Here is a 21,972-nt window from a genome sequence, read left to right as displayed (position 1 = left end):
GACCATCTCCAACGTTAGCTTTTGGTGGCGTCGTAAGACAGGTCATTACCGTTCGTCCAGCCTGCGCCCTTCGCGCCGCGCTCAACTACACGCTGACGGAAAATGTGCGAAACTTTCTCTGCATCACCCGCTAGCAAAGCTTTCGTTGAACACAAAGACGCACACATAGGCAGCTTACCTTCAGCAATGCGGTTTGCACCGTACTTCTGACGCTCTTCCACTGACCCTGCTTCGGTTTCAGGGCCACCAGCACAGAAAGTGCATTTGTCCATTTTTCCACGCTCGCCAAACGCTTCCTGCTTAGGAAACTGAGGTGCACCAAAAGGACAGGCAAACAAACAGTAACCACAACCGATACAAAGATCTTTGTTATGAAGCACTATGCCATCTTCGGTGTGTTCAAAGCAGTCTGCCGGGCACACCGCCATACAAGGTGCATCAGTACAGTGCATGCACGCTACTGAAATTGAGTTCTCGCCCGGTTCACCATCATTTAGTGTGACCACGCGACGACGCTGAATACCCCACTCAAGCGCATCATCATTTTCGTTCTTACACGCAGTGACACAGCCGTTACATTCGATGCAGCGCTTGGTATCACATAGGAATTTCATTCTAGCCATTGGTTAACTCCTTACGCTTTACGAATGTTACAGAGGGTGACTTTGGTTTCCTGCATCTGAGTGACAGGATCGTAGCCATAGGTAGTGGCAATATTGGCGGAATCACCAATGACGTAAGGGTCCGTCCCTTCTGGGTATTTATCTCGTAAATCTTCGCCCTGGAACTTGCCACCAAAGTGGAATGGGATAAATGCCATGCCCGGCTTCACTCGACGTGTCACCATTGCTTTGACGTGAATGCGGCCTTTCTCTGCACCTTCAACCCAAACCATGTCTCCGTCGCGGAAATCAAGGTCGTTGGCGTCTTTCGGGTTCACCTCAACAAACATTTCTTGTTGAAGTTCAGCAAGCCAAGGGTTTGAACGAGTTTCTTCACCGCCACCTTCATATTCAACCAAGCGGCCTGAAGTCAGGATGATCGGATACTCACCAGATTTATCCTGATCCTGAATTGATTTGTACATGGTTGGCAGTCGATAGATAGATTCACTGTCATCCCAAGTCGGATAATCCGCCACTAAATCTCGACGTGGCGTATACAACGGCTCACGGTGTAAAGGCACGCGGTCAGGGAATGTCCAGACAATGGCACGAGCTTTCGCGTTGCCAAAAGGGATACATCCGTGCTTAATCGCAACTCGCTGAATGCCTCCAGACAAATCTGTCTTCCAGTTTTTGCCTTCTGCCGCGGCTTTTTCTTCAGCGGTTAGATCATCCCACCACCCCAGAGATTTTAACAACTTATCGCTGAATTCAGGGTAGCCATCTTCAATCTCACTGCCTTTTGAGTAGCTGTCTTCCGCCAGAAGATTGTGACCTTCGTACTCAACACCGTATCTTGCGCGGAAATTACCACCTCCCTTCGCAACCGGTTTGGAGGTATCGTAGAGAATATGTGTCCCTGGGTGTTTCATTTCTGGGGTGCCCCAACACGGCCAAGGAAGTCCATAAGTATCTCCATGTGCTGGACCGCCCTCTGCCTCCAAAGAGGTTTTATGGAAGGTGTGCCAATTTTGCTGATGAGACTTCAAGCGCTCTGGACTTTGACCGGTATAACCGATAGTCCACATCCCGCGGTTGAACTCACGCGTGATATCTTCGATGACAGGCTGGTTGTTTTCGACTTTGACATTTTTAAATAGCTGCTCAGCAAACCCGAGTTTCTTGGTCAGCAGATACATAATTTCGTGATCAGGCTTAGAGTCGAAAAGTGGTTCCACGACTTGGTCTCGCCACTGAATCGAGCGGTTTGATGCTGTCACACTTCCGTGAGTTTCGAACTGCGTAGTCGCAGGAAGAAGGTACACGCCATCGGTACGATCGTTCATGACCGCTGCTACTGTTGGGTAAGGGTCAACAATGACCATCATCTCCAGTTTCTTCATCGCAGTGCGCATTTCAACACCACGAGTCTGAGAGTTCACCGCGTGTCCCCAGTAAAACATTGCGCGGATATTATCCTTTTGCTCGATGTTGTCCTTATTTTCAAGAACACCATCAATCCATCGCGAAACAGGAATCCCCATGTTGTTCATTGGCTTTTTGCCGCGGTATTCACTTTGATCGAAACGCTTCTGAACCCATTCGTGATCGAGCCCCCACACTTTCGACCAGTGCTTCCAAGCGCCGTCTGACAAGCCGTAATAGCCGGGCAAAGTATGCGACAAAACACCAAGGTCGGTAGCGCCCTGAACATTGTCGTGACCACGGAAAATGTTTGCACCACCGCCGGATTTACCCATGTTGCCCAATGCGAGTTCCAACACGCAATATGCACGCGTATTGTTGTTCCCTGTAGTATGTTGAGTACCGCCCATACACCAGACAACACAACCCGGTCGATTTTGAGAAAGCAGCTTCGCGGTTTGGTATACATCCTCTTCAGTCACCCCCGTCACACGCTCTACTTCTGCTGGCGTCCATTTCGCGACTTCCTGACGGATTTCATCCATACCAAAAACGCGCTGACGAATGAATTCTTTGTCTTCCCATTGATTGGCAAACACATGCCAAAGGATGCCCCAGATAAACGCCACATCTGATCCCGGACGAAGTGACACGTAATGGTCAGATTTGGCTGCAGTACGTGTTCGGCGTGGATCTGCGACAACGATCTTACAGTTATTCTTTTCCTTGGCGATTAAGATGTGTTGCATCGCCACAGGGTGAGCCTCAGCGGGGTTAGAACCAATGAACAGCATCGATTTGCAGTTGTGCATGTCATTGAACGAGTTGGTCATCGCTCCATAGCCCCAAGTGTTCGCTACCCCTGCAACCGTGGTCGAGTGACAAATACGCGCCTGATGGTCGACATTGTTTGTTCCCCACAATGAAGCCATTTTGCGGAACATGTAAGCCTGTTCATTGCTGTGCTTCGCACTGCCTAGCCAGTAGACAGAATCTGGTCCGGAGTCTTTTCGGATATCCAGAATCTTATCGCCAATTTCTTCGATAGCCTGATCCCAAGAAAGCTTCTTCCACTTACCACCTTCCAGTTTCATCGGGTATTTCAAACGGCGCTCGCCGTGGCCGTGTTCACGCAAAGCTGCACCTTTCGCACAATGTCCACCAGCGTTAAACGGGTGGTCGAATGCAGGCTCCTGCCCTGTCCAGACCCCATCTTGAACTTCAGCGTAAATGCCACAACCGACAGAACAGTGAGAACAAATCGTCCGCTTAACTTCGGTTTTCGCTTGAGGATCCACAGACTTTGCTTCTGCTTTTCTAATCATCCCTGGAGCAAACAATCCAGCGCCTACCACAGCGCCACCCGCCGCCAAGGAAGAGTTTCTCATGAATGCACGACGCGATACGCCAAGCGGGTTCTGTTCTTTGCTCACGCTGTCTGAGCGTTTAACTAATTTCATTGCTCTGCTCCTTACAGCGTGTCGTAGTAATCACGAATATGTTGGGTTTCGCGATAACCTTTTGATTTCGCGGTTTCTTTCTCCGGCTGTACAACTTCAGCCGCTGCCGTAGTATTGGCTGTTCCTGCAACGATAGGCCCGGCAACAGCAGCGGTAGTCAGCCCCTTTAGAAGGTCTCGACGGCTGGTATTAACATCTTTATTGTCTTTCATTTTGCTTCCTTACCAATAAGGTATCTGGAGACTGTTGTCTCTCTTCTCGACGTGAATGCTTTATCGTTGAGTCTGCTCGTATTCAGCGGCGTTTTTCACATCAATTCTTGAATTATCTTTAGCGCCCTTCACCTTTGCGCTGAACCGCACCTGTTCTAGTGTTAAGAACGCTTCGCATAGCTGAGCCACAGAAAGGTAAAAACGTGCGTGCTGAGCCTGCTTAACCTGACGAACAAATGAGGTGAACCAAGGCGAAATGTGAGTATTGAAGAAATGTTGTTGCTGAGGATCCTGCTCGCGCACGAGCACCGCCATCACTTCGCATAAGGCTGAAATATGGTCTTCTGGCTCTTTGATGCTTTCTTCTCTCTCCAGACCTAACAACTTCAGATCATGGCGGATGTTGGCAAGCGGCTTCTCCATCAACGAACCAGTACGATGCCAGGATGCAAACGGAACGGCTTCGCCACGGCCGATACCAATAAACAGCTCGTGATATTCGTCTTCAAGTTCTGAGGCATTTACGTCAAGCGCCGCCTGCTTGAGAGCCCGCCATGCCGACTGCATCTCACTAGGCGCGTTTTCAATTTCCAAATCAGCCAAAAATTGCACTAAATCCACGGTAGGACATTGGCGATACAACGCTGATAACATCAAGTAGATGTCAGCTCTTAAAGTAAGTTGCTCTTCCACTTTCATCTCCTAATAGTTCAGCTGTTTGGTCGGATCGTCAGCCATCGCTTCAAACATATCGATGACTCGGCAGTCCTCACACATGGCGATACGGTTGAGCGCACTGTCATCATTAAAGTGAGAGTGACCACGTAACTTATTCTGAAGCATATCGATCATAGATTGAGGCGCGAAAGGTTTGTGGCAGCGTATACATTCCGCCGCCTTTTCTTCGTGAATCGTCATAGCTGACTGCCGAGCAGCCGCATCCCAGTTCATTCGAGGCGTCATAGTAAGAGCGTTTTCAGGGCAGGCTTTGGTACATAGCCCACATTGAACACAGTCTTGCTCAACAAATTTAAGCGATGGTGATTGGCCGTCGGTATGAAGTGCTCTGGTTGGACAAACCGCAACACAGCTCATGCACAATGTGCAGTCTTTACTTTCGCAAGAGATATTGCCATAAGGCGCATTAGCAGGAAGCTCAACAAGAGTTTCAATAGGAGTTCGAGTCTGGGCGAGCGAATCAAGAGCGGTAAAAAGTCGCTGCCTTTTATTGCCTTGTAAGTCACCGAGTGACAAATCAAACGAGTCAACACGCAATTGTGGGCGACTCTCACTTAGCGATTCCATGTAGAGAATATCGATAGTGTCTCGTTCAATGCCAATTTGAGACAGTAACTCCTGCGCTGTGGCAACTTCATTTTGCAAAACGCGTAATATCGTCGCTGGCATACGCTTGCTTGCGGCAAACAACACTTGTGTTGCTCCATTGACCAAAGCTGCAAACCAAGAGTCGATACCTACCGACGGAAGATCTTCAACCACAATAGGAACAACATTGTCCGGCAACACATTTAGCGCCATAACGTTAAAGTTTTCGTGACGCTCACTGCATATCAGTACAACCGGAGCAACCCCTCCAGCTTGGTGATAGTTCGCCAAAGTACGCTCAATAAATTTCTGAGTTTCTTGAGGGTTCGGCAATGCATAGTGGATAGCTTCTGTCGGGCAAGCCGTTGCACACGTACCTACGCCCTGACACAAATACGGGTTGATTTCGATTCGATGACCCGTTTTGTCACTCCCTTCACTAGACAAAGCACCTGCGGGGCAAGCGTCAACACAGCGCTCACAGCCTTTAACCCCTCGTGAACTATGCGCGCAGAGATCGGTATCCAATCGAAAAAACTTCGGTTTATCGAACGTCCCCATTAAGTTTGGGATCTCTTCCAGAGCATCCGCAAGCTTTGGATAGCCTCTGCCTACAGGGAAGTAACCCGGAGCGGGTACCTCTTCATCCATACAGCTATTGAGGCAAAGATCTAATACGATATCGAAGCATTGTTGATTGATGGCGACCTGAGCCAGATTGCTGCTCAAGCCATGGTTTTGTGTATGAACATCAAATGCGCCGAGAAACCCTGAGACTTGAACCTGATTGGCGTAATAAATATTGCCATGGCTGCCAGGCTCACCATCAGTAGATAGCAGTGTTAAGCTTCCCATTTGAGACAACTGCTCTGCGGCGCTTTCAATAATTGAAGTCGGCCCGATGATGAGTGTATGTCCTCCACTCTCATAACTGACCGTAGGAGGAATGAGGTTTGTCAGTTCAACGGTATTCTCAAACGCGTAAAGACGCGCTTTACCATTCTCTGACTGAGATTGTTGTAATAGTTGTTTTAGCATTGCTCTGTTCCAGCATTAAGAACATGAATTTTGTTTTATCCGTTTATTAGCAATTGCTATACCAATTTTAATATTATTAATTATCAGTTAGTTACACTCATTTCTCTTACTAGGAAACCGAATAAAAAAAGGGTGAGACATTTTGTCCCACCCTCGTAATTGATTGTTTAGTCAAAATGTACCTATTTTTTGTGTGGTATATTTTGTCCCACCTCATCTGCATCGGTTTCAGCACTTAAGTCATTTTCTGTATTCAAAGGCTGTTCAACATCTGAACTATCAGACTCCACGTCAGTGGAATTTTCTTGCTCATCATCTTGATTCACCCACTCCCGAAGCTTGGCGGCCACGTCGGTGGATAAACTCTTCACCGCTTTATAGTCGTGATCATAGTCATTGAGTCGATCGACCTCACTGAACTCACCGGATAAGAACAGCTTTCTCAACGCCGCTTTCTTTACGGCTGATTCGGCTTCAGAGACCAATAACGCTGCCACACTCGTCTCTTTAGAGTCTTGTTCTAGCGTGATATCTGTAGAGCTACCGTCACTTTCGAGTTGGCCTGCTGCGTCTTCAGGAGGCAGATCGGTGAGGGAAGCGTTCTGTTCCTGCTCACCATCAAACTTGCGTTTAGACCAACGCGATATAAAGCTACTTGCCACTTGAACGCCCCGCTCCTTTACGCTTCTTACGTCTTACTTCAAGCAGTTCACCATGACGACCTATGTACGCTTCGATCCAAGCTTGGACAGGCAACGGCATTTCATTAGATAACACCAGATAATCACCATCCATATACTGACCAGCCGCACTCTGCGAAGCCGTCAGTGAAACGATATGGGGTTGTTCTTCATTGTCTACAGCATCCAGAATCAGAAAAAGCTTCGGCTGTTGAGAACTTAGGTTGAAGCGGTAATCTGTTCTCTCATCTCGATGTAGTTGTAGCGTCGTTGTATTTTCGCTGTAACTGTCAGGTTGAAGCTCAAACCCAAGCAGCTGCCATTGCGTGGTTGACCATACTCCCGTCGAGATTTCATGGGATTTTAGGTCACAGTTCATGGACCACAAAGACTCAGATTTCTCTAGCTGAGCACTAACAATTTCTTGTTTTGACATACTTATTCGCTCAAATATTCATTTTGTTGTTTTCTAGCAATAACTGTACCTAAGGTCTGTGATTGGATTACGTGATGGGAACGGTATTTGCTTACCCCTTCAAAACCGCAAACAATCTAAAGCAGGAAACCTTGTAGTGAAACCTAACATCATCCGAACCAGTGAGAATCCACTGCAGACCATGGAAGTAGAAGTCTGCGATGAATATGGTGAAAAAATTGTCAAACAGATCGCCTGTGAACGCCCTCTGACTGTGATGCTCAACTGGAAAGAAATCGTCACGCTGATGACATTAGGATCACGCCCTGAGTCTCTTGTACTTGGATACCTAAAAAACCAGAGTTTTCTTTCAGACCTAGAATCACTTGAGTCAGTCATCATCGATTGGGAAACACATAGCGCAGCCGTTATCACGAAAGAAAACACTGAGCATCTTGAAAGTGCACTAAAAAAGAAAACCGTTACATCAGGCTGTGGTCAGGGCACCATGTACGGCAATGTCATGAAGCAGCTTGAGAACTATCAGGTACCACAAGTGAAACTCAAACAATCGGAGATTTATTCTGCACTTGAGGCGCTCACTCACTACAACGACACCTACAAAAAAGCTGGTGCTGTTCATGGTTGCGCGATCTGCCGACACAATGAAGTGTTGTCTTTTGTCGAAGACGTCGGTCGGCACAATGCTGTCGACACACTGGCCGGAGAAATGTGGCTAGAGAATCTAAGCGGCGAGGATAAAATCTTCTACACAACGGGTCGACTAACATCAGAAATGGTCATCAAAGTAGCGCAGATGGGTATTCCAGTATTGCTTTCACGCTCTGGCGTTACCCAAATGGGGTTAGATTTAGCTAAAAAGTTTGGAATTACGACGATAGCAAGGGCTAAAGGGCTGAGATTTCAGGTTTTCACCGGAGCAGAAAAAATCGTATTTGATGTAAAAGGTGATATGAAATGATATTTATAGCCAGCTAACTTGCAAAACACCTCTCCAATGCTATTAGTTTTATATTCGCATTAACAAAACTGTCATAAAGCACATAATTAAAGCGAATATTCAATGTCATCAGGCTACAGGGAGGTGTCCATGAACGGCTCACCTAAATCAGAGCGGTTTGCTTTTTCTTTTTCCATTCGTGCTAAGTTAATTCTTATCAATTTGACTTTACTGGTTAGCGTCGGCTTGTACGCTTATTACGAGCAAGTCAGTTTTAACAGTTTCGAATCCTTAGAACATGCGGCCATAGATAATCTACAAAGCTCCGTCGATCTGCTTATGTTACGTCGTCACGAAAAGGATTTTCTTGCGCGTAAAGATATGAAATACCCGCAGCGTTTCGACAAAACGTTTGAAGAGTTATCAGAACGTTTAACGGCCCTTACCATCGTTTTAAAGTCTCACAATCTTGATATGGAAGAACGTACTTCCATTATTGTATCAACTCTCAATCAGTACCAAGTCCAGTTTCACAAGTTGGTAAACCAAGTTAACGCAATTGAAGGAGTTGATGTCGCGTCCAACTTAATTGCAGAAATGGAACGCTCTAGAAAAGCATTGAAAGTCGCTGCAGCAGACAAAGACAGTTTTGCGTTAGAAGTTGAACTACTTGAGCTAATGGAAGCGGATTATCGATATCTCGCTAATACCAATAAAGAAACAAGTGCCTCCTTCCTCGCCTCTCTAGATAAGTTTTCTGCAAGTGAGCATGTTCCTCAATCACTTCAGTCGGTGTTTACTGAATACCAAAGCAACGCAGAAAAATTAGTCGAGGCTTGTGAAATTCTCGGTCTGACCTCTAGCGAGGGGCTTAGAGGCGCACTAAGAGCTAACGTTCATAATACTGAAGAAGCCATCAACGGTCTGCAAACTGATATAAGCCAAGTCATTTCTCGAAAGTCCTCAGAAATCAAAAGTCAGCTTTTCTTAATTGGAGGAGCAATTGTTGTCTTACTCTCAAGCATGTTATTCCTTATTGGGAGAAGCATCCTAAGCCGTATTCAAGCCATAAACGTCCTCATGGAAAACATTGCCAGTGGGGATGGTGACCTAACAGTCCGTATGAATGCCAAAGGTGATGATGAATTAGCCCAACTTGCTAACTCTTTTGACCGATTCATATCCCAACTTCATGGTCACATTAAAGAGTTAGCCAGTGTTATGTCGGTGTTGAGTGAAAGCTCATGCAGTTCAGAGCATGCCGCTGTAAAAAGTATGAATAATGCTGAGCAGCAGAAGGTACAGTCAGAATCTGTGGCGACTGCGGTCAACGAATTAGTGATGACCAGCAATGAGATTACCGCCAATATCGAGTCCGCAGCTCAAAATGCTGAGAGTATGAAACATCAGGCCGACAGCGCTCTAAATGTCACCCACTCAACCAGTGACAGTATTGAAGCTCTCTCGACGAATATTGAAGAGTCCCAAGCCTTAATTGAGGACCTAGCTGAGCAGAGCAAAGAGATTAATCAAGTTATCGCGACCATCCAAGGGATTGCAGAACAAACTAACCTCCTTGCTCTAAATGCTGCAATAGAAGCCGCTCGGGCGGGTGAAAATGGCCGTGGCTTTGCTGTGGTAGCCGATGAAGTCAGACAGCTATCGCTGATGACAAACAATTCCACCCATCAAATAGAAACCACAATTCAGACTCTGACATCCGGTATACAACAAACCGTTACGAAAATGTCTTCAAGCTTAGATCAAGCGCATCATACCAAGGCCAGTACCAAGGAAGTGGTCAAGGCGATTGACGCGATGACGTTGCGGATCAGTGAAATGTCGGACATGAATACACAAATAGCAACCGCTTCAGAAGAGCAATCCATGGTATCTGCAGAGATAGACCGCAACATTACCGAAATTGCACATTTAGCAGGCGACACACACCAAGTAGTAGCAGGTTCCGTTCGTTGTAGCGAACAAGTGTCAGGTGTTAGCCACAAACTGGAGCAAATTGTCGCTAACTTCAAATATTAATCGATTGATAGCTTTGGCCGTATCATTTGGGCAATGAAAATGATACGGCCTTTTTTGTGCGCCCAGCTCACCGATTTTACTTTGCGGGTCTTCTTGACACTGGCGCATTTATAACTTCATGTGAGACATTAGAACGGCGCCTAAATTTACGTAGTTATCGACCTAGCATTCGCAGCAGCGTTCTGTCTTTGTCGATTAAGTGATGCTTGAGTGCTCCGACAATATGAAGAATGATCGCAGCAGGCAAGAGTGTTTCGCCGATGAAGGAGTGGATAGTATCCCCAATATCATCAAGACGCGGATAAATAACTACGTTTTCTCCTGGATTAGTCGGGTCTGGCGTAGCTGCTAAAAGATCAAAACTAAAAAAGTGTAAGCCATGTCCGCCGCCAATCGCCATCATCATACCTGATAACGGCATAAGTAGAGTCGCAATCAGAAGTGCCCAATGCACTGCCTTACCACTTATTTTTTCAAACTGTGTGTAGTCTCCAGCATGCTCCGGCCAGCCATTTGAGTACCGCCAGATAACTCTTGGAATGACAACTAGTAAGATTGCCACTCCAAACGAGGTATGAGAATCAAACAACCATTGAATTCCGATGTCTTCCATAAAGAGGCCTGACATAACCATATAGAGCATTAATACACCTACGACCCAGTGAAGTGTGATGGTAATCGATGATAGTTTTTCTCTGGTATCCATTTTCCTTTCTCCGCTAATGATAACTAGCAACAGGAACAAACTACTATTTACTACGTGAATGAAACATGAACACCTAATATGGATACTGAGCTACACACGACGCGTACCTGTATGCCATTCAATCAGTTCTTACTTAGGACGGAGCATCTCCCAGATAAAGGGAGCCTCTACTTAGGCCCCTTAGTTTGAAAAACGGTGCTTACTTATACAAAATCTAAAACGTCTAACGTTTCTCCATTGGCACTACCTTCGATTGATGCGACGTACGCTTTAGCGGTGTCGTCAGCAGAAAGACCAGAGGTTGGATCCATACCCATCATCTCCATGGTTTCCTTTACAAACACTGGGCTGACAACGTTAATACGAATATCACGCTCTACTTCCAACGCAGCCGCTTTTGTAAATGACTCTAAAGCGCCGTTAACCATACTCAACGTGACTGAGCCCGGCATCGGCTGACGAGATAAAACACCTGAGGTTAAAGTGATAGAACCACCATCAGACAAATGCTCCTGCCCTACTCTCACCAAATTAACCTGCCCCATCAATTTATTGCTAAGCGCAAGTTGGAAGTCTTCATCTTTAGCTTCATTTAACGAAACAAAGTTGGCTGCCCCAGCGGTACTCACAATAGCGTCCAATGTCCCAACTCGATTAAACAGCTCCTCGATCGACGTCTTTGAAGACAGATCAACCTGGACATCTCCTCCTTTATAACCTGCACGGATAACCTCATGCTGCGTTGATAACTGTTCGACAACCGCCTTACCAATGGTACCTGTTGCGCCGATAACCAAAACTTTCATATCTTCTCTCCTAAACCATTACTCAATCTCAAACCTCTGGGCTGCCAACCGTTATTGGCACACCGTAGTTGATGAAGAAAATATAATTCGACAGTCTGTGCACGTAAATTAAGCAACATTGCAAAGGATGCTTGCATGAATGCACAGGACTTAGATTGGAATGACATTCCTTTTGTGTTAGCTGTTTGCGAGACAGGGTCGCTCTCTGCTGCGTCGAGAAAGCTGGGAGTAAATCACTCGACTGTATTTCGCCGTATCGAAGGCGTTGAGCTAAAGCTTGGCGTCAGACTCTTTGAAAGACTGCAGACCGGCTATGTAATGACAGCCGAAGGAGAAAAATTTTTCCAGTACGCTCAGGAACTAAAAGAAGGTGTTGACCGCATCCACAGAGAGCTAGGCGGCCAGAATTCTAGACTTGAGGGCCAACTCACCATTACGACTACTGATTCTCTGATGTATACGCTGGTGGATATCTTTAGAGGATTTCAATATGCCTATCCAGATGTCGAATTGTGTATTTTAACCGGTGCGAAAAATTTAGACTTGGTTCAGCGTGAAGCCGACATAGCTTTACGGCCAACACGAAACCCACCAGAACACTGGGTTGGTCGGAAGCTCTCCGAAATATCTTATGCCACATATGCAAGCCACAATTATATAGAAACTATGGCCGACGATAAGCCAGAGAACTTTCGCTGGTTAAGATTGATCGACAGCCTCAATCAGTCATCAATGAACAAAATCGTTCACCAACTCAAACATGCCGATGCACCGGTAACAATTTCGAACTCGTTGATGGGTGTTCATGAATTTGCTGTCGCAGGCTTCGGAATTGCTGCTCTTCCCCGTTATCTATGCGAAAGTAACCCTAACTTGCATTCGATACACAGAAACTTGAGCCAATATGACACTGAGCTATGGCTGCTGGCGCACCCTGATATGAGGCGTAGTGCGAAAGTTCATGCGTTCTTCGAGTATGTGACACCATTAATTCGAGAAAAATTCGCCCAACTTTGAAGACTCGTACACCAAACCGCATTGCTCTAGCGCTACACAAGACAATGTATCCCCCCTGAGTAAAACTCAGTTCAATTATTCTTAAAAAGTTATAATTATCAGTTACATAGTTTTGATCTTATTATCACAGCAATATCTTTTCATTCTTTTTAATCATATGAAATCATTTTAATATTTATTCGAACAATAAAAAGGAATGAAAACATGAAACTCGTAACAACCACTCTCGCCCTTGCAGCACTTTCTTTTAACGCACTTGCTTCTTCCGAACTTCCATCCGTTGTTTATCTGGATGGCGTAGCCTACCCATTGGTTGAACTGGATTCGAAAAAGACCACTAACAACAGCGTTGAACTCAATATCACTCAAAAGGAACAGCAGCAAATCAAACAGAAAGGTTTTGCGGAAATGGCCGCTGCCTACAATTTCAGCTGTCGTATCACAATTTCTAATAACCACTACTTTACAAATCTACAGCCTCAAACCGCCACAATTGCGCATTCTTTTGAACAAAAGTGTGCCAATAAAGCCGCAACGGCGAGCTTGACGAATCTCTCAAACGCGTCGCTGGATTTATACCTGTTCGATTACACAGGAACAACGATCCTGGCAGGGCCAATGAGAAGCATCACTGCATACCCGGCCAATGGCAACTATCACTGGATCGTATTTAACAAATCAACGGGGAGCCGTGGTGACGGTTACGTAAAAACATCGAATCGTATCTAGCTCATTAGCTAGTAACTGTCTCAGCCTGATGGTTATCTATCAGGCTGCTGTTTTTAGGCCTCCTGTACCTGCTTAATATTCCATCGAAAAAAGCACAAAAATCTATCGAATAAATTCATTATTGCCTTGTCGTCTTTGGGACTACTATGAGTCCGAACACTTATCAAAAGGATTACAATAATGAAAAAAGTTCTACCGGTTTTAAGTCTTGCTCTGGCTTTGGCATCTGCTCATTCGTTTGCTGCAGATAATTACCAACTGGATCCCTCACTTTCTTCAGTCAGCTTCGCAACGATTAAAAATCAGTTTGTTGTTGAGCCTGCAACAATTAACACTTTATCGGGCACTTTTGACAGCAGCGGTAAGTTTGAAGTGTCTATTGATTTAAAAGGCGTTCAAACAGGCATTCCAATTCGTGATAGTCGCCTGAACGAGCTGTTCTTTGACTCTGCTAAGTTCCCGACAGTAACGGTAAGCGGTAACGTTGATACACAATCATTGTCTGATGCTCCGCAGAAATTAACAGTGCCCGCCCAGGTCACTCTTTATGGACAAACTAAGACGATTAACTTTTCAGTCGTGGCGTTCAAATCAGACAGTCACGTAATGGTCAGTTCGCTTTCTCCAGTGATTGTTGGTGCATCGGATTTTGGAATTCCTACTGAGAACCTAACGAACCTAGCAGCGACGGTTGGGGGGATTAAAATTTCAGATCGTGTACCGCTTAATCTGACTCTGACATTCAAAGAAAAGTAAGCTGGATCGACATAGAACTATCTTCTATACCATTTATCCCACTGTAGCTCTGCTTATACACTCATCTAGAGACCTTGTAATCAGAGCTATCATCCATTTTCTGCCTCTCACTCTTCGCCATCAACACAAGTTCTGTTCATCATTCTATACAGCGTACGACACAGCACTATTTTGGTACTAAGTGCACTACTTATTACACTTTCAAAACGGCAGAGTTTTACTCTATTCAACATCGGCATATCAGGAGTAACACGCCGTATTAGGCTTAAGAGTCATTGGCATTTATTGCTAGTGAAGATCGCTTGCAGTGCTGCAATGATCAAAAGAGAAAAGATTACGAGCAGTCGTTCTCCTATGAACTCGCTGTCAGCTCGTAAGTTCACCATGTTGGGGCTTGCAAGCATAACAGTTGGCTGGAGAACATTATGAAAACACAACTTGGTACCTTGCTAATACTTTTTAGTGCGCAAGGATTCTCGCACTCTATTCTACCTACTATCGATACAGGTGAACTTAACCTTTCGACATTGGAGCAGCAAAATATTCCAACTCTACTCACAGAGCAAAGTTTCGTCTACAGGCCAGTAACATACCCATTTTTGATCACTGATTACTTCGATGAAAACTCTAAGTGGCTAGTATTAGAAGAGGAGCTCAACCATTGGAGCGGAGCAATGGGGGTTGATCCCAGAGTGATTTTAGCAACACTGGCGGTGTCTCATGGCTGGACGCTTAATCACACATTATCTGAGGCTGAGTTACAACAAGTTAGGAGTGAAATTAGACACGTTGCAAATCGCCTTTCACAGTTTTTTTATCACACAAAGCAACAGCTGGAGACACAAGATCTCGCTGCAACCTATGCTGTTGTGTCATCACTCCAGAGTGTCGAACAATGGCCTAAGTGGCAGACGTTTTATTCTGAGCAATTTGGGACACCGATAGCTGCTGAAGAAACCTCTTTCGTTTCTCCCCCTGATATGCAGTGGCCATGGAGAGTGGGATATAACTGGATACCAAACGGCCCACATTCGCACACAGGATCTGGCTACCCTCTGTCTTCAGTTGACGTATCTTATGACTGGCCACGCTGGGGCGAGCAAACTTATAGTGTCACCGCTGCACATGAAGGCTATGTTTCTGTATTTTCTCGTTGCCAACTGAGAGTAACGGCACCAAACGGATGGGCAACAAACTATTACCACATGGATGGAATACAGGTTCAAGATGGGGCCAGGGTGTCCAAGAACCAAAAGATAGGAACGTATGCTAGTCAAAGAAACATTGCTTTATGTCAAGGTGGTTCTTCAACAGGACCTCACCTGCATTTTTCTTTGTTGTATAACGGACGTTTTGAGTCGCTACAAGATATTTCATTTGGCCCATACACGATTGACGTAGGCCGTTATAGCTATGATAACCATTGTAGCTATACGTGGATGCTAGATGCGAGAACCAACTCAAAACGATGCTTTTGGTATCGAGTAGACAACCCTTAATATGATACAGCTATCTCTCGATTTCTCCTCGGGAGATAGCTTTAAGATTCATTGAGCTAATAGAAATGTTCAGCTTGCAAGATAATCTTCAAAGAAGTCTATCAAACAACGCACTGTCCGTGACAAGTGCTTTCGAGAAGAATACAAGGCATACACCTTCATCTGTTGTGGACGCCATTCGGGGAGTATTTGCACAAGCTCACCACTCGATAAATGTTCATCAGCTAAGTACCTAGGCTGAACCGCTAAACCAGCTCCGTTAAGTGCTGCATGCAATAGCACGGTAGCCTCATTCGCGGTTAACTGACAATGCACCTCTACCGCTTTATGCTCGTCATCTTTACTCAAATGCCAAACATGACGTTGGAAGTTTTTGTACCCTAAGCACTGAAGTCGCGATAAATCTTCCGGTCTACTCAGCTCGACATTTTCAACATAACTCGGAGAGGCAACAATCACAGAGTCACATACGGCTATGGGCTTGCCAATCAAAGACGGATCTGGGTTAGAAGCGATTCTGATCGCTAAATCAATCTGGCTGTCTGCCATATCTGTCACTGAATCTTGAAGATCGATGTCAATACTGACCTTGGGATGCAGCTTCATAAACGCAGTAATCGCAGGTATGAGCTGCGAAAAGCCAAATGACATACTGGTCGCAATTCTCACAGTCCCTGTTAGTTCATCACCAGTATCCGTTGTCGCTGTTAACTTATCAGCCTGCTCCAACCATTGTTCGACTTGCTTAAGGCAAGATTCCCCTGCGGTGGTAAGAGAGACTTTTCGAGTCGTCCGGTGTAAAAGCCGCACACTAAGCCAGTCTTCCATTGCTTCAATGTACCTAGTGACCATTGGTCTTGACATATCTAGCCTATCTGCTGTGGCAGTAAAACTGCCCGACTGTGCGACATCGACAAATACTTTAGCAGCGGTAAGTCTATCCATCCATATGTTCGATTTAAGAAACAATGTTGTTAACTTTGAGGTATTTTTCCGGTCAGGTCAATTTCCTATCATCCTCATGTCCCAACACACAGCCCAGTTAATGGAGAGAATGATGAAAAGACTTACCCTACTTGCAGCTTCGATGCTGATCGCGACGAATACTTTGGCAGCTGAACAATCAAACCTCACTTTTGATGTTTACAACGCTGACCAAAACAGTTTCCACGTTAATTCAACACTCATAATTGGCGAAAATGAGGTTATGGTTATCGACACTGGATTCACCAAAGCAGATGCACTTCGCATTGCAGCCAAAGTGCTGGATACAGGTAAAACCTTGAAAACGATCTTTATTAGCCAGGCGGACCCGGATTATTATTTTGGTGCGGAAGTCCTGCATAGCTTGTTCCCAGAAGCGCAAATCATTACAACACCTGCTGTAAGAAAAGTTATCGAGGAAAAACTGCCGACCAAACTTAAGGTGTGGGCGCCGCGCATGGGCGATAACGCTCCAGTAACACCTTATATTCCAACAACGTACACCGCTTCTAGTTTAACCATTGACGGCCATACCATTGAAATTCATGGTACTGATGGTGATATTGCCCACCGGCCTTATCTTTGGATTCCATCAGAAAAAGCGGTACTGGGTAACGTTTCAATATATGGCACAGACCTCCACCTATGGATGGCAGATGCCCAAAGCAATGAAAGCCAAGCACTTTGGTCTAAACAATTGGAAGAAATCCAGTCACTGAAACCAGAAATCGTTGTTCCGGGTCATATGATCTCAGGCACTGAGTTAAACGTGAGTTCCATTCAATATTCTCGACAATATCTCCAGGACTTTAAGCAAGCTAAGAAAACAACCAAGAACAGCGAGCAGTTGATTGAGAAAATGAATGAGAAATATGGAGATGCGGCGTTGCCTGTTGCTCTCAGTATTGGAGCAAAAGTCCATAAAGGAGAAATGGAGTGGTAGGAAGCAAGAAACAATGTAATGTGTGGTTGGTGCTTCAGCACCACCACATCACGGAGATAATTGAAATTTAGCCATATTTCAATTATCTCGTACTCTATCGATATGATAACGCCTTAGCGAACAGACACTGTTTTCAACGTCTTCACCAGCAAGTCATGAAGATAGTCTACGGCTCTGGAGCCTTTGGACGCTTTGCTACGATAAACAGCCACCTCCATTGGTTCCAATGGGCCCAATCCATGTTCCTGTTCCTGTTCCTGCCCCAATACTTCGAGGTGTTCTGGCACACTACACTGAGTAAACACCGCTACAGCAAGCCCGCTCTCAACTGCTGCAATTTGTCCAGCAACACTGGAGCTGTTGTAAACCACTTTATAAGGCCGACCATGCTGAGCCAACGAGTTGATCGCACTGCGCCTAGCCAAACTTGAGCTTTCATAAACGGCAATAGGCAGAGTTTCTCTGCGCCAAATTTCAAATTGCGGTGCTCCAACCCAGACCATTGGCTCCTGAAAGAGCAGTGTTCCCCTACTGGCGTTATCTCTTGAAACTAAAGCCAAATCCAGATCGTTACTTTCAACTCTAGGAATCAATGAAGTGGACTGCTCACAATCAAGTTCGATTTCAACGCCCGCAAAGCGAGAAGCAAAGTTTCTTAATATGGGGGTTAGATACTCCGCAGCATAGTCTTCGGGCACCCCTAATTTCACCTGACCGACTAACTCATTACCATGAAAAGCAGCCTGCGCTTCAGAATGCAAATCGAGTATACGCCTAGCATAGCCCAGCAACACCTGACCTTCTTCAGTTAAGTCTATGCTTCGACTGCCTCTAACGATAAGTCTCCTACCCGTCGCATTTTCCAGTTTTTTTAGATGCATGCTCACAGCAGATTGTGAACGGTGGACACTTGCCGTGGCATTAGATAGAGAGCCAGCGTCTACGATAGCTACAAAACTCTTTAACCAGTCAATTTGAAGATCTTGATTATTCATTATTCGATTTTCGAATGGGTAATTTCTGAATTATGCGCTTTTCGATTTCATCATTCCAGTTTACTGTTTGATTCACTTTGCATCACTCATGAAAATGGCTAACTCCATGCTCGAAAAAGAATTAAAACTAGAGTATCAATCCGTACAACAAGGCTTCATCAGCTTACTACCTATCTCAATATTCGTTGTGGTCTTTGGCACTGCATTTGGTCTGGCGGCCGTTCAGGTCGGGCTGAGCGAATCTTCTTCTTTGTGGATGAGCACGCTGGTTTTTGCTGGCGCGTCTCAGTTTGGCGCGTTAGATCTGTGGGAAACGCATGTCCCTGTTTTTCCTTTAGCTATCACGGTATTTGCCATCAATGCCCGCCACCTTCTTATCGGCGCAACACTGTATCCTCACATTAAAACCATGAAGGCTTTGCCACGTTACGGCGTGATGTTACTCGCTTCAGATGCCAACTGGGCAATGTCGATGAAGGCGTTTGCTAACGAAGAACACTCGAAAGGACTAGGTATTCTGTTTGGTGGCGGTCTGGCGATTTGGATTTTCTGGATTATCGGCTCTTGGATCGGTGTTTATTTTGGTAACGCGATTCAAAACCCATCCGCTTATGGCATTGATATGGTCATGGGGTGCTTCCTGCTTACCATGGTGCTTGAGGGTAATAAAGACAACGGTACCTACATTATCTGGGCATCTGCAGCGATCTCTTCCATTGCCGCGTATTTGTATCTGCCAGAGAACGCTCACGTGATTGTTGGTGCCTTAACCGGTGGCATTGCCGGTGTGCTTGTAGGAGAAAAGAAAAATGAACATTGAGACAACGGATCTAGGCACCTTGGCGATCATAGCGGTTATGACCATCGTCACCATTATTACTCGCTGGGGTGGCATCTATGTGATGTCTTACATCCCCATTAGCCAGCGCGTTCAGCAGTTTATCGCCGCTATGTCGGGCTCAGTGTTAGTAGCGATTATAGCGCCACTGTTTATTACCGGGGACATGGGCGCTAAGGTCGCCTTGCTGGTGACGGCTATCGGCACACTGGCCTTTAAACGACCTCTGACATCCATCACTCTTGGTATTGTGCTGGCAGCTTTAACTAGAACTTTTTAGCGGCACTAGGTAGTAAAAGAGCCTTATCTTAGGCTCTTTCCATTGAAGTCAGGTCGTCGCTGCTTTCAGGTTTCTAAACCATTTTTTAATCGGTTGAGCAATCCAGTATCGCGAAATGAAGAGCCCAATCTGGAATAGAATATACTGACGCCTGCAGTAAAGCATACAGACATAATCAAACTTCTCAGTTGGGCCTTCAAACAGGATATTGGGGTAAATGTACTTTTGTCTTTCAGCGACTTTGGGGTTGCGGGCACCAGACATGAAATAGCGCTTCTTCATACGATACGCGTCCCAGCTGGCATAGATAAAGACAAAACCGCGCTCAAAATCAGATAATTCTCGCTCTACCCAAAGCCCTCCACCTTCAACAATGTTTTCCGTCGCGTATTGAAGGGGGTGCGCTTCCATGTCTTTCGGTAAATCCGCGATATAAACCAAGGGGTTGTCACAGTTGACGGTGTACCCTGCGCACATCTCTCCTTTTGAGTCGTAAAACGCACGAACACACGTTCGGCTCTTCAATTGCTCTATCTTGCTCGTATTGCCTGATATGGATTGATAGTGCTTGGCAAACTCCAGAAAATCACTGTCTCTGGAAAGGCGTTTGCTCGGTAAGATCATTCTTAACTGTCCTCCGAAAATTGGTAAGAAACCGCCATCTGATAACGACCCGGAGAAACAATGTCATCGGGATCAAACGCGGCTTTAATACGGCTGCGCAGTTCTAGTGCGTCTTGCTCCAGCTCTAACTCACTATTGAATGGCATTTCATCAACGGCACGTCGATAACACGGCCACTGGTAGCGTCGATATAAGGCGCGCAATTTACGTACTAAATCTGTCGCTCTGGTAACTTCATCAGGATTACCAGAGTCATAGTAAATACTGATAATCGCCTGGCACATGTACGCATTGACGGCAGTTAACGTGACACCAAATTCAAACCCTGCTTTGCCGAAGGCTTGCTGTGATAGACGCATACACTTTTCGACATCTTCGCCAACCATCGGTAACGTAGGTGCAACCCAATAAAAGCCAGCCCCGTCTTCCACTGGGTTCATTTTTTCGGGAATATTTCCGCGATAGCGCCAATAACAACCTTTGAGTGCCAAATCTTTAGGGTTCCCCTCTAGCATATCCATCATCTCAGTAAAGTCATTGAGACTACTCTGCAAGCGCTGGTACACAGGCAAGCGCCCAAGCAAACGACTGGCACTGATTGCTATTTGGTTCATTTGTTTCAGCTTTGCCAAGCTAACTACATTTACTTTAGCGATGGGCTTAAGCAGTGCTTTTACACGTGCGGCTTTAGCTTTTGCTACTGCCATAGTGCCTGTGATCACAAACGCACCGGACCAAGGAGATAAGTTGTATTGGTTGCACAGCGATTCAATATCCGCCTGGTTCGCACCATCACTCGTGCTCCATTTGGTAAAATCGAATCGTTCCATCATGGTTAGCATTCGGTAGGTGTTACCCAAGTGAGGCAAACCATCAATGCTGCCTTCTGATTTCAGGCGGCGCATGATATCGATATAGGCAGGTAAATCATTCGCGCTTTTCAGGCGTACTAAACAACGTAAGCTCGCTTCTGGCCTAAGCATCAGTTCGAACTTAATTTTGCTGATCACGGCAATATTGTTCTGAGTGAACAACTCGTGAAGATTGGCAGCAAGGCCCGCTCGGCCACAATATCGCGCGCTCTGGTTTAGCTTCATCACCTTGCCATTGGCTAAGATTAATTCGCTAATCGTAAAGTGCTGGCTTCGGTTACCAACAGGACCGTGACCAAATCCTCTCTCTAGTATATTCCCCATCAGGCTGGTATCTGGCCCTGCTCCTGTGCAATCCAACATCCATGGCGTATGTTTGAGATATCCAGACACTTGACCTTGTGTTACACCCGGCTCGACCTCAATAACTCCAAGCTCTTCATCAAAGCTCAGTATTCGGTTCATGCCGCTAAGATCGAGTAACGTACAACCATCACTGGCAGGCGTTTTGTAACCGTACCCCCAGTTGTTGCCTTTCCCGACAGGATAAACCGGCAGTTTTTTTAAGTACGCCTGTTCAATAACTTGTTGCAGCTCCATACCATTTTGAGGCTGAAGAATTTGCGGGATGATGCGCGAATGATGGCCGAGGCCACTGCGCAGTTCGATTGGCTGATGCAAATCAGCCTGTTCCACAACAGATGACACGTGTAGCTCCTTTACTGGTGAATAATACGGCTATCAAGGGATTGCTCGATAAC

Annotated in this window: 21 protein-coding genes and 1 pseudogene; 9 read left to right on the top strand and 13 right to left on the bottom strand. The window is 45.7% G+C overall.

The window, feature by feature from the left end; all coding sequences use genetic code 11:
- Window positions 1–14: 14 nt before the first annotated feature.
- The 7 genes from fdh3B to IX95_RS09755 form a co-directional block, all read right to left on the bottom strand.
- Complete coding sequence (fdh3B, locus tag IX95_RS09785) at window positions 15–623, bottom strand: formate dehydrogenase FDH3 subunit beta (RefSeq protein ID WP_038159266.1); 609 nt, start codon at window positions 621–623, stop codon at window positions 15–17.
- Window positions 624–634: 11 nt separating this feature from the next.
- Window positions 635–3,490 (bottom strand): formate dehydrogenase subunit alpha, encoded by a 2,856-nt coding sequence (locus IX95_RS09780; protein ID WP_038159262.1) that lies wholly within the window; start codon window positions 3,488–3,490, stop codon window positions 635–637.
- 11 nt (window positions 3,491–3,501) lie between these two features.
- The gene (locus IX95_RS09775; RefSeq protein WP_038159259.1) at window positions 3,502–3,702 is read right to left on the bottom strand and encodes a twin-arginine translocation signal domain-containing protein; all 201 of its coding nucleotides are present in this window, start codon (window positions 3,700–3,702) and stop codon (window positions 3,502–3,504) included.
- 60 nt (window positions 3,703–3,762) lie between these two features.
- Window positions 3,763–4,401, bottom strand: coding sequence for a TorD/DmsD family molecular chaperone (locus IX95_RS09770; RefSeq protein WP_038159256.1), 639 nt, complete (start codon window positions 4,399–4,401; stop codon window positions 3,763–3,765).
- A 3-nt stretch (window positions 4,402–4,404) separates the two neighbouring features.
- The gene (locus IX95_RS09765) at window positions 4,405–6,066 is read right to left on the bottom strand and encodes a 4Fe-4S binding protein (RefSeq protein ID WP_038159254.1); all 1,662 of its coding nucleotides are present in this window, start codon (window positions 6,064–6,066) and stop codon (window positions 4,405–4,407) included.
- 182 nt (window positions 6,067–6,248) lie between these two features.
- A complete protein-coding gene (locus IX95_RS09760; RefSeq protein WP_038159251.1) occupies window positions 6,249–6,728 on the bottom strand; it encodes a DUF3306 domain-containing protein in 480 nt (159 codons plus the stop codon).
- Complete coding sequence (locus IX95_RS09755; protein WP_038159249.1) at window positions 6,718–7,182, bottom strand: DUF3305 domain-containing protein; 465 nt, start codon at window positions 7,180–7,182, stop codon at window positions 6,718–6,720. Before IX95_RS09755 ends, IX95_RS09760 begins: the two co-directional genes overlap by 11 nt.
- A 181-nt stretch (window positions 7,183–7,363) precedes the next feature.
- Between IX95_RS09755 and IX95_RS09750 the strand changes: the two genes are divergently transcribed.
- Window positions 7,364–8,143 (top strand): formate dehydrogenase accessory sulfurtransferase FdhD, encoded by a 780-nt coding sequence (locus tag IX95_RS09750; protein WP_051912524.1) that lies wholly within the window; start codon window positions 7,364–7,366, stop codon window positions 8,141–8,143.
- 129 nt (window positions 8,144–8,272) lie between these two features.
- Window positions 8,273–10,162, top strand: a complete 1,890-nt coding sequence (locus IX95_RS09745) for a methyl-accepting chemotaxis protein (protein WP_038159245.1) — start codon at window positions 8,273–8,275, stop codon at window positions 10,160–10,162.
- A gap of 154 nt (window positions 10,163–10,316) precedes the next feature.
- Here IX95_RS09745 and IX95_RS09740 read toward each other — a convergent pair whose 3' ends face one another.
- Complete coding sequence (locus tag IX95_RS09740; RefSeq protein ID WP_038159243.1) at window positions 10,317–10,868, bottom strand: cytochrome b; 552 nt, start codon at window positions 10,866–10,868, stop codon at window positions 10,317–10,319.
- 203 nt (window positions 10,869–11,071) lie between these two features.
- Window positions 11,072–11,677: pseudogene (locus IX95_RS09735) on the bottom strand (short chain dehydrogenase); the annotation flags it as partial.
- 132 nt (window positions 11,678–11,809) lie between these two features.
- On the opposite strand from IX95_RS09735, the gene IX95_RS09730 reads away from it, so the two are divergent.
- The 4 genes from IX95_RS09730 (at window position 11,810) to IX95_RS09715 (ending at window position 15,675) form a co-directional block, all read left to right on the top strand.
- Window positions 11,810–12,691 (top strand): LysR family transcriptional regulator, encoded by an 882-nt coding sequence (locus IX95_RS09730; protein ID WP_038159235.1) that lies wholly within the window; start codon window positions 11,810–11,812, stop codon window positions 12,689–12,691.
- 204 nt (window positions 12,692–12,895) lie between these two features.
- The gene (locus IX95_RS09725; RefSeq protein ID WP_038159232.1) at window positions 12,896–13,420 is read left to right on the top strand and encodes a hypothetical protein; all 525 of its coding nucleotides are present in this window, start codon (window positions 12,896–12,898) and stop codon (window positions 13,418–13,420) included.
- A gap of 180 nt (window positions 13,421–13,600) precedes the next feature.
- Window positions 13,601–14,176, top strand: coding sequence for a YceI family protein (locus tag IX95_RS09720; protein ID WP_038159229.1), 576 nt, complete (start codon window positions 13,601–13,603; stop codon window positions 14,174–14,176).
- A 425-nt stretch (window positions 14,177–14,601) separates the two neighbouring features.
- A complete protein-coding gene (locus IX95_RS09715) occupies window positions 14,602–15,675 on the top strand; it encodes a M23 family metallopeptidase (RefSeq protein ID WP_038159227.1) in 1,074 nt (357 codons plus the stop codon).
- A 69-nt stretch (window positions 15,676–15,744) separates the two neighbouring features.
- Here IX95_RS09715 and IX95_RS09710 read toward each other — a convergent pair whose 3' ends face one another.
- Window positions 15,745–16,620 carry a LysR family transcriptional regulator gene (locus IX95_RS09710; RefSeq protein WP_038159225.1) on the bottom strand — a complete coding sequence of 292 codons (876 nt, stop codon included), beginning with the start codon at window positions 16,618–16,620 and terminating at the stop codon, window positions 15,745–15,747.
- A 112-nt stretch (window positions 16,621–16,732) separates the two neighbouring features.
- Here IX95_RS09710 and IX95_RS09705 point away from each other — a divergent pair, with 112 nt between their 5' ends.
- Complete coding sequence (locus IX95_RS09705; RefSeq protein ID WP_038159223.1) at window positions 16,733–17,602, top strand: MBL fold metallo-hydrolase; 870 nt, start codon at window positions 16,733–16,735, stop codon at window positions 17,600–17,602.
- Between the two features lie 113 nt (window positions 17,603–17,715).
- Here the strand turns inward: IX95_RS09705 and IX95_RS09700 are convergent, their stop codons facing one another.
- Entirely contained in the window at window positions 17,716–18,597 is an 882-nt protein-coding gene (locus IX95_RS09700; RefSeq protein WP_038159220.1) for a LysR family transcriptional regulator, read from the bottom strand.
- Between the two features lie 106 nt (window positions 18,598–18,703).
- On the opposite strand from IX95_RS09700, the gene IX95_RS09695 reads away from it, so the two are divergent.
- Window positions 18,704–19,417, top strand: coding sequence for an AzlC family ABC transporter permease (locus tag IX95_RS09695; protein WP_038159217.1), 714 nt, complete (start codon window positions 18,704–18,706; stop codon window positions 19,415–19,417).
- Window positions 19,407–19,715 (top strand): AzlD family protein, encoded by a 309-nt coding sequence (locus tag IX95_RS09690; protein WP_038159214.1) that lies wholly within the window; start codon window positions 19,407–19,409, stop codon window positions 19,713–19,715. The genes IX95_RS09695 and IX95_RS09690 overlap by 11 nt, the downstream gene beginning before the upstream one ends.
- A gap of 48 nt (window positions 19,716–19,763) precedes the next feature.
- Here the strand turns inward: IX95_RS09690 and IX95_RS09685 are convergent, their stop codons facing one another.
- Window positions 19,764–20,339, bottom strand: a complete 576-nt coding sequence (locus IX95_RS09685) for a hypothetical protein (RefSeq protein ID WP_038159211.1) — start codon at window positions 20,337–20,339, stop codon at window positions 19,764–19,766.
- Window positions 20,340–20,341: 2 nt separating this feature from the next.
- Window positions 20,342–21,919, bottom strand: coding sequence for an FAD-binding protein (locus IX95_RS09680; protein WP_038159208.1), 1,578 nt, complete (start codon window positions 21,917–21,919; stop codon window positions 20,342–20,344).
- Between the last annotated feature and the right edge of the window lie 53 nt (window positions 21,920–21,972).

It is taken from the genome of Vibrio sp. B183, assembly GCF_000740665.1.
GTDB lineage: Bacteria > Pseudomonadota > Gammaproteobacteria > Enterobacterales > Vibrionaceae > Vibrio > Vibrio coralliilyticus.
Note: the sequence above shows the minus strand (reverse complement) of the source record. Positions and strands in the feature narration are given on the sequence as shown.

What these genes read in the sequence shown, in the direction of transcription:
- fdh3B (WP_038159266.1), bottom strand. Translation starts at nt 623, where the DNA reads ATGGCTAGAATGAAATTCCTATGTGATACCAAGCGCTGCATCGAATGT.
- IX95_RS09780 (WP_038159262.1), bottom strand. Translation starts at nt 3,490, where the DNA reads ATGAAATTAGTTAAACGCTCAGACAGCGTGAGCAAAGAACAGAACCCG.
- IX95_RS09775 (WP_038159259.1), bottom strand. Translation starts at nt 3,702, where the DNA reads ATGAAAGACAATAAAGATGTTAATACCAGCCGTCGAGACCTTCTAAAG.
- IX95_RS09770 (WP_038159256.1), bottom strand. Translation starts at nt 4,401, where the DNA reads ATGAAAGTGGAAGAGCAACTTACTTTAAGAGCTGACATCTACTTGATG.
- IX95_RS09765 (WP_038159254.1), bottom strand. Translation starts at nt 6,066, where the DNA reads ATGCTAAAACAACTATTACAACAATCTCAGTCAGAGAATGGTAAAGCG.
- IX95_RS09755 (WP_038159249.1), bottom strand. Translation starts at nt 7,182, where the DNA reads ATGTCAAAACAAGAAATTGTTAGTGCTCAGCTAGAGAAATCTGAGTCT.
- IX95_RS09750 (WP_051912524.1), top strand. Translation starts at nt 7,364, where the DNA reads ATGGAAGTAGAAGTCTGCGATGAATATGGTGAAAAAATTGTCAAACAG.
- IX95_RS09745 (WP_038159245.1), top strand. Translation starts at nt 8,273, where the DNA reads ATGAACGGCTCACCTAAATCAGAGCGGTTTGCTTTTTCTTTTTCCATT.
- IX95_RS09740 (WP_038159243.1), bottom strand. Translation starts at nt 10,868, where the DNA reads ATGGATACCAGAGAAAAACTATCATCGATTACCATCACACTTCACTGG.
- IX95_RS09730 (WP_038159235.1), top strand. Translation starts at nt 11,810, where the DNA reads ATGAATGCACAGGACTTAGATTGGAATGACATTCCTTTTGTGTTAGCT.
- IX95_RS09725 (WP_038159232.1), top strand. Translation starts at nt 12,896, where the DNA reads ATGAAACTCGTAACAACCACTCTCGCCCTTGCAGCACTTTCTTTTAAC.
- IX95_RS09720 (WP_038159229.1), top strand. Translation starts at nt 13,601, where the DNA reads ATGAAAAAAGTTCTACCGGTTTTAAGTCTTGCTCTGGCTTTGGCATCT.
- IX95_RS09715 (WP_038159227.1), top strand. Translation starts at nt 14,602, where the DNA reads ATGAAAACACAACTTGGTACCTTGCTAATACTTTTTAGTGCGCAAGGA.
- IX95_RS09710 (WP_038159225.1), bottom strand. Translation starts at nt 16,620, where the DNA reads ATGGATAGACTTACCGCTGCTAAAGTATTTGTCGATGTCGCACAGTCG.
- IX95_RS09705 (WP_038159223.1), top strand. Translation starts at nt 16,733, where the DNA reads ATGAAAAGACTTACCCTACTTGCAGCTTCGATGCTGATCGCGACGAAT.
- IX95_RS09700 (WP_038159220.1), bottom strand. Translation starts at nt 18,597, where the DNA reads ATGAATAATCAAGATCTTCAAATTGACTGGTTAAAGAGTTTTGTAGCT.
- IX95_RS09695 (WP_038159217.1), top strand. Translation starts at nt 18,704, where the DNA reads ATGCTCGAAAAAGAATTAAAACTAGAGTATCAATCCGTACAACAAGGC.
- IX95_RS09690 (WP_038159214.1), top strand. Translation starts at nt 19,407, where the DNA reads ATGAACATTGAGACAACGGATCTAGGCACCTTGGCGATCATAGCGGTT.
- IX95_RS09685 (WP_038159211.1), bottom strand. Translation starts at nt 20,339, where the DNA reads ATGATCTTACCGAGCAAACGCCTTTCCAGAGACAGTGATTTTCTGGAG.